This window comes from Mucilaginibacter sp., assembly GCF_041088075.1.
Lineage (GTDB): Bacteria > Bacteroidota > Bacteroidia > Sphingobacteriales > Sphingobacteriaceae > Mucilaginibacter_A.
On sequence record NZ_JBGCVY010000050.1, the window covers coordinates 22,983 to 37,221 of the forward strand.

At 40.8% G+C, this 14,239-nt stretch carries 20 protein-coding genes and 1 tRNA gene; 15 read left to right on the plus strand and 6 right to left on the minus strand.

Going from position 1 to position 14,239, the window contains the following annotated elements:
* Nucleotides 1-52: 52 nt before the first annotated feature.
* Both V5804_RS12555 and V5804_RS12560 read right to left on the minus strand, forming a co-directional pair.
* A complete protein-coding gene (locus V5804_RS12555; RefSeq protein ID WP_369591766.1) occupies nucleotides 53-232 on the minus strand; it encodes a type II toxin-antitoxin system PemK/MazF family toxin in 180 nt (59 codons plus the stop codon).
* Between the two features lie 133 nt (nucleotides 233-365).
* Nucleotides 366-599: a hypothetical protein gene (locus tag V5804_RS12560; RefSeq protein ID WP_369591739.1), complete on the minus strand. Its 234-nt coding sequence runs from the start codon at nucleotides 597-599 to the stop codon at nucleotides 366-368.
* 92 nt (nucleotides 600-691) lie between these two features.
* Here V5804_RS12560 and V5804_RS12565 point away from each other — a divergent pair, with 92 nt between their 5' ends.
* The 10 genes from V5804_RS12565 to V5804_RS12610 all read left to right on the plus strand — a co-directional run bounded on the left by V5804_RS12565 (nucleotide 692) and on the right by V5804_RS12610 (nucleotide 7,004).
* Nucleotides 692-1,570, plus strand: a complete 879-nt coding sequence (locus V5804_RS12565) for a TIGR02757 family protein (RefSeq protein WP_369591740.1) — start codon at nucleotides 692-694, stop codon at nucleotides 1,568-1,570.
* Between the two features lie 13 nt (nucleotides 1,571-1,583).
* Nucleotides 1,584-1,832: a hypothetical protein gene (locus tag V5804_RS12570; protein WP_369591741.1), complete on the plus strand. Its 249-nt coding sequence runs from the start codon at nucleotides 1,584-1,586 to the stop codon at nucleotides 1,830-1,832.
* Between the two features lie 410 nt (nucleotides 1,833-2,242).
* Nucleotides 2,243-2,704: a VOC family protein gene (locus V5804_RS12575; RefSeq protein ID WP_369591742.1), complete on the plus strand. Its 462-nt coding sequence runs from the start codon at nucleotides 2,243-2,245 to the stop codon at nucleotides 2,702-2,704.
* 172 nt (nucleotides 2,705-2,876) lie between these two features.
* Nucleotides 2,877-3,074, plus strand: a complete 198-nt coding sequence (locus tag V5804_RS12580; RefSeq protein ID WP_369591743.1) for a hypothetical protein — start codon at nucleotides 2,877-2,879, stop codon at nucleotides 3,072-3,074.
* Nucleotides 3,075-3,122: 48 nt separating this feature from the next.
* Nucleotides 3,123-3,635, plus strand: coding sequence for a YdeI/OmpD-associated family protein (locus V5804_RS12585; RefSeq protein ID WP_369591744.1), 513 nt, complete (start codon nucleotides 3,123-3,125; stop codon nucleotides 3,633-3,635).
* 257 nt (nucleotides 3,636-3,892) lie between these two features.
* Nucleotides 3,893-5,287, plus strand: coding sequence for a tRNA uridine-5-carboxymethylaminomethyl(34) synthesis GTPase MnmE (gene mnmE, locus V5804_RS12590; RefSeq protein ID WP_369591745.1), 1,395 nt, complete (start codon nucleotides 3,893-3,895; stop codon nucleotides 5,285-5,287).
* A 100-nt stretch (nucleotides 5,288-5,387) separates the two neighbouring features.
* Nucleotides 5,388-5,591, plus strand: a complete 204-nt coding sequence (locus tag V5804_RS12595) for a type II toxin-antitoxin system Y4mF family antitoxin (RefSeq protein ID WP_369591746.1) — start codon at nucleotides 5,388-5,390, stop codon at nucleotides 5,589-5,591.
* Nucleotide 5,592: 1 nt separating this feature from the next.
* A complete protein-coding gene (locus V5804_RS12600; protein WP_369591747.1) occupies nucleotides 5,593-5,928 on the plus strand; it encodes a HipA N-terminal domain-containing protein in 336 nt (111 codons plus the stop codon).
* Nucleotides 5,929-6,010: 82 nt separating this feature from the next.
* On the plus strand, nucleotides 6,011-6,847 hold the full coding sequence (locus tag V5804_RS12605; protein WP_369591748.1) for a HipA domain-containing protein: 837 nt from the start codon (nucleotides 6,011-6,013) through the stop codon (nucleotides 6,845-6,847).
* A 46-nt stretch (nucleotides 6,848-6,893) separates the two neighbouring features.
* Nucleotides 6,894-7,004 carry a hypothetical protein gene (locus V5804_RS12610; protein WP_369591749.1) on the plus strand — a complete coding sequence of 37 codons (111 nt, stop codon included), beginning with the start codon at nucleotides 6,894-6,896 and terminating at the stop codon, nucleotides 7,002-7,004.
* Between the two features lie 27 nt (nucleotides 7,005-7,031).
* On the opposite strand, the gene V5804_RS12615 is transcribed toward V5804_RS12610, so the two are convergent.
* Together V5804_RS12615 and V5804_RS12620 are read right to left on the minus strand one after the other, a co-directional pair.
* A complete protein-coding gene (locus tag V5804_RS12615) occupies nucleotides 7,032-7,613 on the minus strand; it encodes a nucleotidyl transferase AbiEii/AbiGii toxin family protein (RefSeq protein WP_369591750.1) in 582 nt (193 codons plus the stop codon).
* Nucleotides 7,614-7,621: 8 nt separating this feature from the next.
* Nucleotides 7,622-7,939: a hypothetical protein gene (locus V5804_RS12620; protein ID WP_369591751.1), complete on the minus strand. Its 318-nt coding sequence runs from the start codon at nucleotides 7,937-7,939 to the stop codon at nucleotides 7,622-7,624.
* A gap of 418 nt (nucleotides 7,940-8,357) precedes the next feature.
* On the opposite strand from V5804_RS12620, the gene V5804_RS12625 reads away from it, so the two are divergent.
* The 4 genes from V5804_RS12625 (at nucleotide 8,358) to V5804_RS12640 (ending at nucleotide 11,830) form a co-directional block, all read left to right on the plus strand.
* Nucleotides 8,358-8,633 (plus strand): hypothetical protein, encoded by a 276-nt coding sequence (locus tag V5804_RS12625; RefSeq protein WP_369591752.1) that lies wholly within the window; start codon nucleotides 8,358-8,360, stop codon nucleotides 8,631-8,633.
* Nucleotides 8,634-8,866: 233 nt separating this feature from the next.
* On the plus strand, nucleotides 8,867-9,877 hold the full coding sequence (locus tag V5804_RS12630; RefSeq protein WP_369591753.1) for an aldo/keto reductase: 1,011 nt from the start codon (nucleotides 8,867-8,869) through the stop codon (nucleotides 9,875-9,877).
* 79 nt (nucleotides 9,878-9,956) lie between these two features.
* Nucleotides 9,957-10,877: a helix-turn-helix domain-containing protein gene (locus tag V5804_RS12635; protein WP_369591754.1), complete on the plus strand. Its 921-nt coding sequence runs from the start codon at nucleotides 9,957-9,959 to the stop codon at nucleotides 10,875-10,877.
* Between the two features lie 374 nt (nucleotides 10,878-11,251).
* The gene (locus tag V5804_RS12640) at nucleotides 11,252-11,830 is read left to right on the plus strand and encodes a DUF4142 domain-containing protein (protein ID WP_369591755.1); all 579 of its coding nucleotides are present in this window, start codon (nucleotides 11,252-11,254) and stop codon (nucleotides 11,828-11,830) included.
* 115 nt (nucleotides 11,831-11,945) lie between these two features.
* On the opposite strand, the gene V5804_RS12645 is transcribed toward V5804_RS12640, so the two are convergent.
* Both V5804_RS12645 and V5804_RS12650 read right to left on the minus strand, forming a co-directional pair.
* Nucleotides 11,946-12,947: an acetyl-CoA carboxylase carboxyltransferase subunit alpha gene (locus V5804_RS12645; RefSeq protein ID WP_369591756.1), complete on the minus strand. Its 1,002-nt coding sequence runs from the start codon at nucleotides 12,945-12,947 to the stop codon at nucleotides 11,946-11,948.
* Nucleotides 12,948-12,998: 51 nt separating this feature from the next.
* Nucleotides 12,999-13,526, minus strand: coding sequence for a hypothetical protein (locus V5804_RS12650; RefSeq protein WP_369591757.1), 528 nt, complete (start codon nucleotides 13,524-13,526; stop codon nucleotides 12,999-13,001).
* A gap of 188 nt (nucleotides 13,527-13,714) precedes the next feature.
* Here V5804_RS12650 and V5804_RS12655 point away from each other — a divergent pair.
* Nucleotides 13,715-13,786, plus strand: a tRNA-Glu gene (locus tag V5804_RS12655).
* Nucleotides 13,787-14,239 lie beyond the last annotated feature (453 nt).

The following is a 14,239-nucleotide window of genomic DNA, read 5'->3' on the forward strand; positions in this document are numbered from 1 at the left end:
GCTGAAATAGCGTGCTTCTGTTTTAGCCTGGCTCTTGCTCTTGATACTTGTTTTAAACCAATTTAAATAATGTTTTTAGTTTATTGTTTAAATCAAAAAGTTCATGTTGGCTTAGCCTTCCTAAAAGCCCTTTTGCCAATGCTTTGTCCAGGGTTGCAATTTTACTTGTCCGGATAAGCGATTGTTTTTTAAGCCCGTTTATCAGGTTTGGTAAAAGTAAAACATCTGTTATTTCCTGCCATTAAATTTGTGTTGTAATAAAACATACAGTAAAGTCAAAATTAGTGCTTGCCAACACAACTGCCGACCGTAATTTGCTACCGCTTAAATCTGTAAATGGAAATGTAATGAGTATAATATCACCTTTAGTCATTACTATAAATTTCTTTTAGATCTGACTCTGAATAAAGGTCTTCCTCTTCGTTCAAAAAGTCAAAAGTCTGGCTGTTTGTTATAATCTGTTGGATACCTTCAGTCAACTTTTGTTCTTCATACCGTTTTATAATCAAATTTGTAAACTCAGAAATTTCTTCGGCCTTGTCTTGCGGGAGCTGATTGATTGCTTTTACAGTTTGTTCGATAATAGCCTGCTTGTTCATGTTACAAAATTTATAAATACAAATATAAGCAATTTCGATAACCAGAGATTTGCGTTGTATTTCTTTCGTTATCCAAACCCTACTTTTGCGCAATGCTCAATAGCCTTCAACAATTTCTCGATGCTAAAGTAAACCAATACAACCGCCCGGAGTTTATCGAAAACGATCCCATCGTTATTCCGCATCAGTTCAGCAAAAAGCAGGACATCGAGGTCATGGGTTTTTTTGCCGCCATTTTAGCCTGGGGGCAACGCAAAACGATCATCAACAAATGCCGGGGACTGATTGTGCGGATGGACAACGCGCCTTTTGATTTTCTCCAAAACCATCAGGAAACCGATTTAAAAGCCTTGCTGGGTTTTAAGCACCGCACTTTTAACGATACCGACCTGTTATATTTTGTGTCTTTTTTCCGGCAGCATTATCAGCAGTACGGCTCGTTGGAAGATGCTTTCCTTCCTTCCGTTACCGGAACCGGAGAACAACCTGTTTTCAGGGAAGATTTTATGGACGAAAACGCAAATGCTTCTTTTACCCTGCAAAATTCATCCTCCGTTTGTTATGCACATCACCTGGTACGGCCTGAAAGCAATATTGAAACGTTGCTGAACCATTTCCGCAGCTACTTTTTTTCGTTGCCCGATTTTCCGCACCGCAGCAAAAAGCATGTTTCTTCCCCGCGGCAAAAATCCACCTGCAAACGCTTAAACATGTTTTTGCGCTGGATGGTTCGGAAAGACAATTGCGGCGTTGATTTTGGGATTTGGACGAAAATAAAACCTGCCGATCTGGTTTGCCCCTGCGATTTGCATGTGGACCGTGTTGCCCGAAAACTTAAACTCATCACCCGAAAACAAAACGACTGGCAAACGGCCGTAGAACTGACCGAACGGCTGCGGGAATTTGACCCGCAAGACCCCGTAAAGTATGATTTCGCTTTGTTTGGTTTAGGGATTGAAGAGAAGTTTTGATAAGTTTGTGGATATGAAAACGCTGACAGTAAATATCACCAACGATAAAGATTTGCCGATCATGGAAGAAATCCTCACCCGTTTTGGATTGAGTTATCAGATCAATACGGATTATAATTTTACAGAGCAGGACATTAAAGGTTTACTAAAAACCAAGCAGGAATTTTTGGATGGCAAAAGCAGTGCCCGCGATTGGAGCGAAATTGAGCAAGACCTGGACATCAATACTGCATACCAAACGCAACCGGGGATTTTAAAGTAAAAAAGGTAAACGATACTTCTTTTACCACTATAAATTGAGTTTGGCTTAGAGCCTGTTTAAATTCCGTTATTGATGTTTTGGCTAAAGCCAACCTACGGTTTATATCTCCCACGGCCTAAAGACCGTGGCAATTCAGCCGCCTTGTTTTACAGATTTTTGTGTATGCTGATTGATAATTGCATATATCGTTTATTCATTGCCACGGCCTTTAGGCCGTGGATGGACGAGAAAAAGATGGCTTCAGCCAAAAATACAAGATGCGGATTTTTATGGCATAAAAGAAGCATGAAGACAGACCGGATAAAATTTAGACCGGCTCTTAACCTCATCCATAAAGCTTTTAGCCTAACATTTTGGTTTTTTTGAATAGTTGTTTCTAATCCTATCTTTAGCCAACCAATTTTTAACCCATGAAAAAAACTTTTTTTGTTTCGGCGTTCCTGGCCTTTGCTGCGGTTGCTGCCTTTAAATTTAACGCTGCTGCGCAGGAAATTCCGGTTATCAACCACATTACGGTTTACGTGGTGGATTTGAAAAAGAGCAGCGATTTTTATAAAAACGCGATGCTGTTTAAAGAAATCCCAGAACCTTTTCATGATGGACGGCACGTTTGGCTGCGCATGGGCCCGCACGCGCAACTGCATGTGGTGCAAGGTGCAAAAGTGATTACCCAGCATGATATCAATGTCCACATGGCTTTCACCGTTCCTGATTTGAAAAAGTTTACGGCGCATTTAGACCAAATGCACGTGAAATACGGCAACTGGAAAGGCGACAGCAAAGAGCCGCAACTTCGGCCCGACGGTGTTAAACAAATTTACTTTCAAGACCCGGACAACAACTGGATTGAGGTGAACGACGATAAGTTTTAGAGGGAGTCGGGAAGTCAGAAAGACCGGGAGTTGGGAAGACGGGAAGTCCGGGAAGACTGGAAGTTGGGAAGACCGGAAGTCCGAAAGACCGGAAGTCCGAAAGACCGGAAGATGAAAAACAGTTGGTAAAAGAAGCATTGGTAATTTTGATGCTTCTTTTACCGGTTGTTTTTTGGTGAACGCTTGCCAGGTAGGCGCTTTGCCGCGTGAGGGATTGCAGTGGAAAGCCCACAGCGAGGCACGAGCGAGGACTTGGAACGGAAAGCCCGACCCGCAGGGGCACGCCCAAATGAAGAAAGTCCGGAAGTTGGGGAGACCGAAAGTCCGGAAGTTGGAAAGACTGGAAATTTTAAAAATTTGGCATCCATAATTTAGGGTGATAAAAGAAGCATTCACGCAAAAACCAGTTAGATTTGAAATGATGGTCGAGCTAACCGCAATTTTATTACAATTTGCAGAAAAAGGCGAAAAAACCGGCTGGACCTACCTTTCCATTCCCGCCGATGTTGCCCAGGAAATCAAACCGGACAACAAATTGAGTTTCCGGGTAAAAGGGTTTTTAGACGGCGTGCCTATCAGCGGTTTAGCATTGCTGCCGATGGGCGAAGGCGAATTTATTTTGCCGGTAAAAGCAGTATTGCGCAAGGCATTGGGCAAACAAAAAGGCGCCATGGTGAAGATGCAATTGGAAGAAGACAAAGATTTTAAAATTACCATGCCCGATGATTTGGCCGCCTGTTTTACCGACGAACCGGAAGCTTTGCACAACTTTAACCAACTGCCCAAATCGCACCAGCATTATTATTTCAAGTGGATAAACGGAGCCAAAACAGAAGCCACACGCGTTAAACGGATTGCGGCAACTTTAAATGCCAGCAGCAAAGGTTTGGGTTACGGGGAAATGATGCGGGAGATGAAGGCTTGGTGGTGAAATTTGCAAAAAATTTAGTTGATTTTTTTGGCTAAAGCCTTTAAATGCGTGTGGTTTTGTAATGTTCGGACATTGGCTTTAGCCGAAATCTAAATTTCTTCATCAAAGTTTTCTCACAAATCTCATCTCGCAAACCAAATTGCACATACTGTTTTTACCAGTATAAAATTGGTGTCCACAGCTTCATTTGCCCTCGTTTTGTAATCTTCGCTGATCCTAAAACCAGCAAACCAAATCAATTCGCGAAATTTGCGGCAATGATAAACGATCAAATTTCAACACAAACCCAAACAGAAGATACCATTGTGGCTTTGGCTACCGCAAACGGCGTGGGCGCCATTGCCGTCATCCGGCTTTCCGGTCCGCAAGCTATCCAAATTGCCAATGCTGTTTTTAGGGGTAAAAATTTGTTGAAGCAAGCCTCGCATACGCTTCATTTCGGTTCAATTGTGGATGGCGAAATTGTTTTGGATGAAGTAGTGGTTTCGCTTTTTATCGCGCCCAAATCGTACACCAAAGAAAACGTGGTGGAAATTTCCTGTCATGGTTCGCCGTACATCATCCAATCCATCATCAAATTATTGATGGCAAAAGGAGCACGCGCCGCCAAACCAGGCGAGTTTACCTTGCGCGCTTTTTTAAACGGACAATTGGATCTTTCTCAGGCTGAAGCAGTTGCGGATTTGATTGCTTCGGATTCTAAAGCTTCGCACCAAATTGCGATGCAGCAGTTGCGTGGCGGTTTCAGCAACCAGTTGCAGGTTTTGCGCGATCAATTGATTCATTTTGCTTCGCTGATTGAACTGGAACTGGATTTTGGGGAAGAAGATGTGGAGTTTGCCAACCGCGACCAATTGAAAACTTTGATCTTGAAAATCAATAAAGTTATTTTTGACCTGATTCGTTCTTTTGAGTTGGGAAACGTGATCAAGCAAGGCGTAAACACCGTGATTGCCGGAAGGCCAAACGCCGGGAAATCAACGTTGCTGAATGCTTTGCTGAACGAAGACCGCGCGATCATCAGCCCAATCCCCGGCACAACGCGCGACACGATTGAAGAAATCTTAAACATCAATGGCGTTAATTTCAGGTTGATTGATACGGCCGGCATCCGCGAAGCAACCGATGCTATTGAAGCCATTGGCGTACAAAAAACGATGGACAAGATCAGTACTTCGGCTTTGCTGGTTTATGTTTTTGATGTAAATGAACTATCCGCAGCAGAAATTAAAAGCGATATCGAAAGTCTGCAACGGCCCGGAATCCCAACCCTCGCCATCGCCAATAAAATAGATTTGCCTGCTAAAAGAAGCATCAGTTTTGTTTCAACTCAAACTGTAAAATACCTGCAAATTTCGGCCAAAGAAAAACAACATATTGAGGAACTGAAGCAACTGGTTTACGAAACGGCCATCCAAAAAAGGCTGACCGGCGAAGAAACCGTCATCACCAACATCCGCCATTTGCAAGCTTTGCAAAAAACGCAGGAATCTTTAGCACGCGTGTTGGATGGCATGGAAAACCCGGTTACTTCTGATTTTTTGGCAATGGACATCAAACAGGCGTTGTATTATTTGGGCGAGATTACCGGTGCGGTTACAACGGATGATTTGCTGGAGAATATTTTTAGTAGGTTTTGTATTGGGAAGTAATATACTTTTTGAGGTATAACTTTTTCAATATAAATTTTTTTATACCCGATAGGTTATAATACAACCACTTTAATTATCTTTATACCCATTAAGGTATAATATGTCTGATTTTTCTAAATTTGTTAAAACCAAGCGTAAAGAATTTAATTTAACGCAGGAAGAATTAGCTTTGAAAGCAGGTGTAGGGCTACGTTTTGTGCGTGATTTAGAACAAGGGAAACAAACATTACGTTTGGATAAAATAAACCAGGTTTTGGTTTTGTTTGGAAAAACGGCTGGCGTGGCTGATTTAACAACATCATGAAATGGCAAGGCGGGCATTTGTATATTATCAAGCACAATTGGCAGGCTATTTGTCGGAAAACGACGAAGGTTATGCGTTTAATTATGATACGGATTATTTAAATACCCCAAATGCAAAACCTGTCAGTTTAACTTTGCCCATCACCGCTGCGCCTTACCAAAGCAAAGTTTTATTTTCTTTTTTTGATGGTTTGATACCGGAAGGGTGGCTGCTGAACGTAGCCCAAAAATACTGGAAATTAAAGGGGAATGACCGTTTTGAACTGTTGCTTACCTTATGCAGGGACACCATTGGTGCGGTAGCTGTTGTGCCGCAAGAGGAGGTGATGGATGCCTAATTGTTTGTTTTGCTACCAGCCTTTGTTAAAGGAACAGGAATACCATCAAAAATGCTGTAAACGTTTTTTTGGGACCAGTACCATGCCGGTATTGCAACTAAACAAAAAGCTTTTGGATGATTTGGCAGCAAAAACAGTTAACCAACGGATTGCAGTTACCGGTGTACAGCCCAAACTTTCTGTATCGCTTGAACAGGATAAAGGGGCAGCGCGTTTAACCATCGTTGGTTTGTGGGGCAATTATATTTTAAAACCCCAGCACGAAGAGTTTCTTTACATGCCCGAAACAGAAGATTTAACCATGCACCTGGCCAACCTCTTCAAAATCAAAACTTGTGCCCATACTTTGATACGTACAAGCGAAGGAGATTTGGCTTACCTGGCAAAACGATTTGACCGCGAAAACGGGTTGAAAATCCATACAGAAGATTTTTGCCAGCTTTCGGGATTTTTAACCGAGCAAAAATACAAAGGGTCATACGAAAAGGTTGGGAAATTAATACAGCAATATTGTACCAATAAAGGCTTTGACGCTTTAAATTATTTTGAACTGGTATTGTTCTCTTTTTTAAGTGGCAACAATGATATGCACCTTAAAAACTTTTCTGTTGTTCATGCCAATCAGGAAATTGCATTGGCACCAGCTTATGATTTGTTAAATGTAAACCTGATCTTTCCGGAAGATGATGAAGAAATGGCTTTAACCTTAAATGGCAAAAAGAAAAAGATTGCCAAAAGGGATTTTGATAGTTTGGCAGAGAAATTAAATTTACCGGCAAAAGCCGTAGCTAATATTTATAAAAAGTTTACCAGCCAACGAGGGCAGGTATTAAACCTCATCCAAGCTTCTTTTTTGCCGGAAGAAGCTAAAGACCGTTATATAGAAATATGGGATGAAAAGGCAGGTAAATTAGCTTAGTTGTATACATTCTTGATGGCATGGAAAACCGGTTACTTCTGATTTTTTGGCCATGGATATCAAACAGGCTTTGTATTATTTGGGCGAAATTACCGGTGCCGTTACTACGGATGATTTGCTGGAGAATATTTTCAGTAGGTTTTGTATCGGGAAGTAAGGTTCTATTAGTTATTGTCAACTATTTCTAAATTTCGGGAAATAGCTTTTTAGGAAACTTCATCATTTCAAATAGCCGCTTTTCAACGTTTTTCCATTTGTATCTGTTATTAATCATTTCAATAACTTCTTTAAAGTTAATGTCTTGATGATAGGTAAGGGCCTTGAGTACTATGGATGGGTTCCTGGAAGTATATTTAAATTCATAAGCATTTACCATTTGAGAAAGGGTAATTGTAGAAGAAAGATAAGCTATATCAATAAAATCTTTAAGCCGGGTGCCATTGCCGGCTATGACGTTCAATTTCATTGCTGCAATATCTTCAGGCGAGGACATACGCAGCTCTTCTTCCTCAATCAAGGGTTTTACCAAAGGATAGTTGTGCGTGATGAAATCAACTTTAATGCCTTGCATTTCGCCTTTAAGCGTATTTTTTGATTGATAATCCAATTGGAAATTGTATTTGCTTTCCAGTTCAGCGATCAGGAAATTTTCGTCAAAAGCTGATTGGTTGAAAAAATCCAGATCAATACTAATCCGGTGGCCAATTTGTAAAGCAAGTGCAGTTCCTCCTACCAAAAAAAAATCTTTTAGGAGGCTGTCTTTCATTAAGGTTTTTAAGAGTTCCAGTGTTGGTCCGCCAACTGTTTCTTTTCGTAGCATTTCATGGAAGCTAATGGGATATCAAACTGTTGGCTCACAAAGTTCAGGTCTTTATCGTTCAAATAAGCAATGTTTTTAATGGCTTCTTTTACACCGTCAATTCCATAACGGTTCAATATAAAATACCAGTCGCTGGGCCAGCCGCGCTCAATTACCCTTTGTACCACCACGTCGCGCATTTCCTGAAAATTAAATTCTGAAAGCCGGTATTCCCAAAGCAATTTTGGGTTTAAAGCAGCATCCGGGAAATCTTTATAATCATCAAAATACATAAATGATAAATTCTTGATTTACGAAAATACACCAAAAAACACGTAAAGCATAACTTGTGAAATGATTGGTAATTTGGGCTGATTTAAAATTTATTCAATTACTTTCGATGCTTCTTTTACCGGCATAAAATTGATTTTATGCTACTATTAATCCACCAAATTTATGTCACCAAAACAAAATTGGAGAAAAAGAAATCGTCATCCTGAAATTTTTTCAGGATCCCTTTTCCATGGTTGTAACCTTTCTGATTGGATGCCGAAAAGATTTCGGCATGACAAAGGCAGACCAATTTTATGCCTGTAAAAGAAGCATTGGCTTTAGTCATCCTGAAATTTTTTCAGGATTCCTCTTCCAAGGTTTTAACCTTTCTGATGGGATGCCGAAAAGATTTCGGCATGACAAAAACGCACCAATTTTATGCCGGTAAAAGAAGCATTGGCGTTAGTCATCCTGGACTTGTTTCAGGATCCCTCTTGCAAAGTCGTAACCTTTCTGATGGGATGCCGAAAAGATTTCGGTATGACAAAAATGCACCAAATTTTACTTGGTAAAAGAAGCATTGGCGTTAATCATCCTGAAATTTTTTCAGGATCCTCTTCCAAAATAACGGCCTTTCTAATGGGATGCCGAAAAGATTTCGGGATGACAAAAACACACCAATTTTTAGGCGGTAAAAGAAGCATCGCATTTTAAAGAAATGAAAAAGTTACAATTTGTAACGTTTTGAAAATCTAAACTCAAATTGTAAAAATACGTTTATCAACCTGTTTACTGTACGAAAAAACCGTACGGTTGAAAATGCAATTCGCCAGGCTTTTATCTCAGCCCTCATTTTGGATACAACAACCCGAGATTAGGAAACTTTATTGCGTCTGTTAACGCCCATCTTTGTGTTGTTAAATTTTCACAAACTTAAATTTTACGTGATGAGCAGTATCGAAAAAACAAAATTAGGCAGCCAGGGATTGGAAGTCCCCTTAATTGGCTTGGGTTGTATGGGCATGACGAAAATTGCCCACATGGATATTTATGGCGAGGCCGATGAAGCAGAAAGCATCGCCACCATCCACCGCTCGTTGGAGTTGGGCGGCAATTTTTTAGACACGGCAGATTTGTACGGTCCGCTGTTTAACGAAAGGCTGGTGGCCAAAGCCATCCAAGGCAACCGCGATAAATATATCATCGCCACCAAATTTGGCTACGAGATTGACGATAGCGGAGCTTTGACCTGGCAGATCAACAGCAAAAAAGACTATGTAAAAAAAGCATTGGAACGCTCGCTCAAAAACCTGGGCACGGATTATATTGATCTGTATTACCTGCACCGCCTCGACCCAAACACACCGATTGAAGAAACCGTGGAAGCAATGGGCGAACTGGTAAAAGAAGGCAAAGTGGGCTACATCGGCCTTTCGGAAGTGTCTTCGGCAACGATCAAAAAAGCGCATCAAATCCATCCTTTAACGGCCGTGCAAACCGAATATTCGTTGTTTGAACGCGGCGTGGAAGAAACCGGAATTTTGGCCACCTTGCAAGAACTTGGGATCGGTTTTGTTGCCTATTCGCCTTTGGGCAGGGGTTTTATTTCGGGCGAGATTAAAAGCCCGGACGATTTCCCGGAGAATGATTTCCGCCGTTCGATCCCGCGTTTTCAGGGCGAACAGTTTTATAAAAACCTGGACTTGCTAAACGAAATCCAAAAAATAGCCGATAAAAAAAGCATCACGGCATCGCAACTGGCCATTGCCTGGACGATTGCAAAAGGCGCTGTCCCAATCCCAGGAACCAAACGCGTAAAATATGTAGAGCAAAACATTGCGGCCGCCAGCATTACCTTGACCGAAGAAGAATTGAACCGTTTGGAAGCAATTGTTCCGTTGGGTCTGGATACCGGAGACCGTTACGATGCAGCTACCATGGCTACTTTGGACAAATAAATAAAAAGGGATAAGGAAGGCTTTTTTTGCCAGAAAGTTTTCCTTATCTTAATAATCTTAATCCAACTGTTTTTGCCCGATGAAAAAACCAGCCGCGCAGCCTTACGCCATCAATTCCGTTTCCGAAATGCACCGGATCCTGGCTTTGCCCAAACCAAAACATCCTTTAATCAGTGTCATCAACTTTGATGAAATCCAATGCTTTGCCGATGAAAGCTTGAAAAGCGTAATTTATAATTTCTATTCCATCTGCATCAAAAAAGATTTTAAAGGCAAAGTAAAATACGGGCAAAACTATTACGATTTTGATGAAGGCGTGCTGACTTTTTTTTCGCCGGGGCAAGTAATCTCTACCGAACTTTCGGAGGATTTAAAACTTTCGGGCTACTGGCTCATTATCCATCCCGATTTTATCCAAAGTTATCCTCTGGCCAAAACTATCAAAAATTACGGTTACTTTTCTTATGCGGTAAACGAAGCATTGTTCCTTTCAGAAAAAGAAGAAACGATGATTGCTGCGATCATGAAAAATATCGAGCAGGAATATTATGCCAACATTGATCATTACAGCCAGGATGTGATGGTTTCACACATTGAATTATTGCTGAATTATGCCAACCGGTTTTACAACCGCCAGTTTATCACCCGCAAAAATGCAAGTAATGATTTGCTGACGAAATTGGAAAACCTGCTGTCGGATTATTTTGCCAACGGAAAAGTGTGCGAGCTTGGTTTGCCCACCGTGCAGTTTGTTTCCGATAGTTTAAACGTTTCGCCCAATTATTTAAGTGATTTGTTGCGTACATTGACCGGCCAAAGTACGCAGCAGCACATCCACAACAAACTGATCGAAAAAGCCAAAGAAATTTTGACCACCACGTCTTTGTCTGTTGGTGAAATTGCTTATCAATTGGGGTTTGAACGGCCTCAATCTTTCAATAAATTGTTCAAAAGCAAAGTCAATATTTCGCCTTTGGAGTTTAAGCATTCATTTAATTGAGGTTCAATTTAAACCGCAATTTATAATTTACAGCCTGTTTAAATTTTGTTAAACTTATTTTGTATGCTTCTTTTACCACTTAAAAATCATTGTCTTTTTGTGGTTTTGTGCCTGTAAAATATCCAGGCACACCAAATTTACAGGCATAAAAGAAGCATCAACATTTTTTTGTATAAATTTTAGTGCCCAATAATTTTTTGTTGATCAACAAAAGCTATCGGTTTTTTGCCTGATAAAAGAAGCATCGGCAAAACGGTTATCAGTGTGCGGGCCTGCTATAGTATTTTTTTTAACGCATTAATCTCTAAAACAAAGAAACCAAAAATTATTTTTTTTGTTAGAAAGAGAAAAACTAACGTATAAATTAAAAATTTATGAAAAAATCAATTGCGATACTGCTTTTATCGGCAGGATTATTTACTGCAAAAATTTCGGTGGCACAAACAACCAGTACTTCAGGCTCTACCTCATCAAGCTCAAGCACAGGTTCTGTGGCCAATGATACTGCCGCCGTTAATTTTACAACCCAGGCTGCTTTAAGTGATATGCAGGAAATTGCAGCAGGAAAACTCGCCCTTAAAAGCGCTAAAAAAGCCAGTGTAAAAACGTATGCTGCCCAGATGATCAAGGACCATACAAAATCTTCGGCCGAGATGAAAAAAATATTGGCTACAAAACAATTTACACCGCCAACGCCTTCACCTGCGGATGCCGCACCGGATGCCATGCTGACCGGCGTTAAAGGCGCACAGTTTGATACCGCTTACATGACGATGATGCTGCAAGACCATGTTAAGGCCGTTCAGCTTTTTCAAAATGCGGCAGCCAATGTACAGGATCCGGATTTAAAAGCTTTTGCAGTAAAAACGTTGCCAATTTTGCAGCAACATTTAACCATGGCTAAATCAATAGCTTCCGAATTAAATATCAAAACAACCGCAACGGGCAAATAATTTTGCCTGCAAAAAGCATCTTTTAAAACCATAAAAAAACCACGGCTTTGCTTAGCTGCCGTGGTTTTTTTGTTGAAATATTTTTTATGCGGATACTGTTTTTACAGGTGTTTTTTCAGGCTTGTGTTTCTTCCGGTACAATGGCCATGTTTTCTGGCAGGTCTTCGTATGCCACAACGCCCATCGCGCAAAATTTGGCTATACGCTCGTTCACTAATTCGTCTGCAGGTTTTGCTTTTAATATGTCCAAATCATTCAGCAAAACTTGTTTTAAAGTGTTGATCATGGTTTCCGGATCCTGATGCGCACCGCCAAGAGGTTCTTTAATCACGCCGTCAATCAGTTTATTTTTATACATTTCTGTTGAAGTCAATTTCAGTACTTCGGCCGCTTTTTCCTTGTTGTCCCAAGTCCGCCATAAAATAGAAGAACAGGATTCCGGCGAAATAACCGAATACCAGGTATGTTCCAGCATATAAACACGGTCGCCGATGCCAATGCCCAAAGCGCCGCCCGAAGCACCTTCGCCAATGATGACACAAATAATAGGCACTTTCAAAACCGACATTTCCATTAAATTACGGGCAATTGCTTCACCTTGTCCGCGTTCTTCGGCTTCCAAACCAGGGTAGGCGCCAGGCGTATCAATAAAAGTGATGATGGGTTTGTTAAATTTTTCGGCCATTTTCATCAGCCTTAAAGCTTTGCGGTAACCTTCCGGGTTGGCCATGCCAAAGTTGCGGTACTGGCGCATTTTGGTATTTACCCCTTTTTGGTGGCCGATAAACATCACGGTATGGCCGTTCAGCGAACCAAAACCGCCCACAATCGCTTTGTCGTCTCCCATGTTCCGGTCGCCATGCAACTCAATAAAATCAGTGCTCATAGATTCAATGTATTGCAAAGTATAAGGGCGTTCGGGATGGCGCGAGAGCTGTACGTTTTGCCAGCCGTTTAAATTACCAAAAATTTCTTCTTTTTTTTGCTGAAGGTTTTCGCGCAGTTCAGTTAGCGTAGGCAACATGTCCACCTTTGTTTTTTCCTCAACCTGCTGCACTTTTTCAATCTGCTGCTGTAGTTCTCCAATCGGCTTCTCAAAATCGAATGTAATTTTCATACGTAATTAATGGGCTGCAAAGGTATCGAATCAAATTTGTAATTGCAGGCACTAATCCTGCAACAGCAAGCCATATTTTTTTAGTTGTGTGGCCGTAAGTTGCGCTTCTGTTTTTAAACAAGCTTGCAGTATGGCGTTCCTGAGTTCGCCCTGGTACAAACCGTAGCGGTTGGTGTAATAGATCAACAGGCCGTTGTTCACTTTGTTGTAGTTGAAAAGGCTGTCCAGCATTTTTTCATTAGTGATCAAAAAGCCGTTCATCTCTTTCACTTTTCTTTGTAAAGCTGTATTAATCTGGTTGATAGCAGCTTTTTGCCGGTCGTTTAGCTGAAGCTGTTTTTGCCAGCCTAAAACTTTTTCGGGCAAAGGGTAGTGGTGGTGGTCAGCCACATCAGCCAACCCGCTGATGTTCCGGTTGGTTTTAAAAGCTTCAAACTGGTTTAAAAACGAATCTTGATTAACGTTGATTTTTGAACGGCTGCTGTCAGCCTGTGCCTTAACCTTATGTGGGGCCAGCAAAAAGGATAAGCAAAGCGGGCATAAAAGCATAAAAAAACGGGATCTTAATTTTAAGTGCATAAAAGAAGCATGTGGGTTAAAACAGGGTTTGTGCTAATTGAACAACGGATTGTTGCCATAGTTATGAGACAAACAAAACAATTCGGGCCGGGTTTTAAAGCAATTTTACCCGGGCAAAAAAATATTATTTATTTTTTCGGATTTTGTATTTTACTGCTATCTTCGCCTTCCCAAAATCAAAGGTAATTGGCCCGTTCGTCTAGGGGTTAGGACGTTAGATTTTCATTCTAGAAACAGGGGTTCGATTCCCCTACGGGCTACTAAAGGGATTTTGCCCGGAAAACACCAAGGGTTGTTCTGCAAAGAACAGCCTTTTTTATTGCAGCTAATTTTTGGGTAATGGCCACCACGGAAACCAACGCGGGCGCAAGGCAAACAGAATGACGCAAACCAGACAGGTTTTTTATTCAGGCCAGTTTCTGTTCCGTTGGTTTGCAATGCTTCTTTTATCATGCAAAATTTAAAATGGTTTTTATGCGGTAAAAGAAGCATTATTAAGCCTGTTTAAATTTTGTTCAAATATTGCCCATGCTTCTTTTACCACCTAAAAATCATTGCCCGTTTTGAGGTTTGTGTAACGATAGAATATCTGAATATCAAATTTATAGGCATAAAAGAAGCATCGTAAATTTTTATGATATAAATTAAACAAGCCCTTAATTCATTACATTCTTTTTTAGTTATATTACGTTCCGAAAACTTTTATTGATTAA

Coding starts and splice junctions, on each gene's coding strand:
- V5804_RS12560 (WP_369591739.1), bottom strand. CDS start 599: ATGAACAAGCAGGCTATTATCGAACAAACTGTAAAAGCAATCAATCAG.
- V5804_RS12565 (WP_369591740.1), top strand. CDS start 692: ATGCTCAATAGCCTTCAACAATTTCTCGATGCTAAAGTAAACCAATAC.
- V5804_RS12570 (WP_369591741.1), top strand. CDS start 1,584: ATGAAAACGCTGACAGTAAATATCACCAACGATAAAGATTTGCCGATC.
- V5804_RS12575 (WP_369591742.1), top strand. CDS start 2,243: ATGAAAAAAACTTTTTTTGTTTCGGCGTTCCTGGCCTTTGCTGCGGTT.
- V5804_RS12585 (WP_369591744.1), top strand. CDS start 3,123: ATGATGGTCGAGCTAACCGCAATTTTATTACAATTTGCAGAAAAAGGC.
- mnmE (WP_369591745.1), top strand. CDS start 3,893: ATGATAAACGATCAAATTTCAACACAAACCCAAACAGAAGATACCATT.
- V5804_RS12595 (WP_369591746.1), top strand. CDS start 5,388: ATGTCTGATTTTTCTAAATTTGTTAAAACCAAGCGTAAAGAATTTAAT.
- V5804_RS12600 (WP_369591747.1), top strand. CDS start 5,593: ATGGCAAGGCGGGCATTTGTATATTATCAAGCACAATTGGCAGGCTAT.
- V5804_RS12605 (WP_369591748.1), top strand. CDS start 6,011: ATGCCGGTATTGCAACTAAACAAAAAGCTTTTGGATGATTTGGCAGCA.
- V5804_RS12615 (WP_369591750.1), bottom strand. CDS start 7,613: ATGAAAGACAGCCTCCTAAAAGATTTTTTTTTGGTAGGAGGAACTGCA.
- V5804_RS12620 (WP_369591751.1), bottom strand. CDS start 7,939: ATGTATTTTGATGATTATAAAGATTTCCCGGATGCTGCTTTAAACCCA.
- V5804_RS12625 (WP_369591752.1), top strand. CDS start 8,358: ATGCCGGTAAAAGAAGCATTGGCGTTAGTCATCCTGGACTTGTTTCAG.
- V5804_RS12630 (WP_369591753.1), top strand. CDS start 8,867: ATGAGCAGTATCGAAAAAACAAAATTAGGCAGCCAGGGATTGGAAGTC.
- V5804_RS12635 (WP_369591754.1), top strand. CDS start 9,957: ATGAAAAAACCAGCCGCGCAGCCTTACGCCATCAATTCCGTTTCCGAA.
- V5804_RS12640 (WP_369591755.1), top strand. CDS start 11,252: ATGAAAAAATCAATTGCGATACTGCTTTTATCGGCAGGATTATTTACT.
- V5804_RS12645 (WP_369591756.1), bottom strand. CDS start 12,947: ATGAAAATTACATTCGATTTTGAGAAGCCGATTGGAGAACTACAGCAG.
- V5804_RS12650 (WP_369591757.1), bottom strand. CDS start 13,526: ATGCACTTAAAATTAAGATCCCGTTTTTTTATGCTTTTATGCCCGCTT.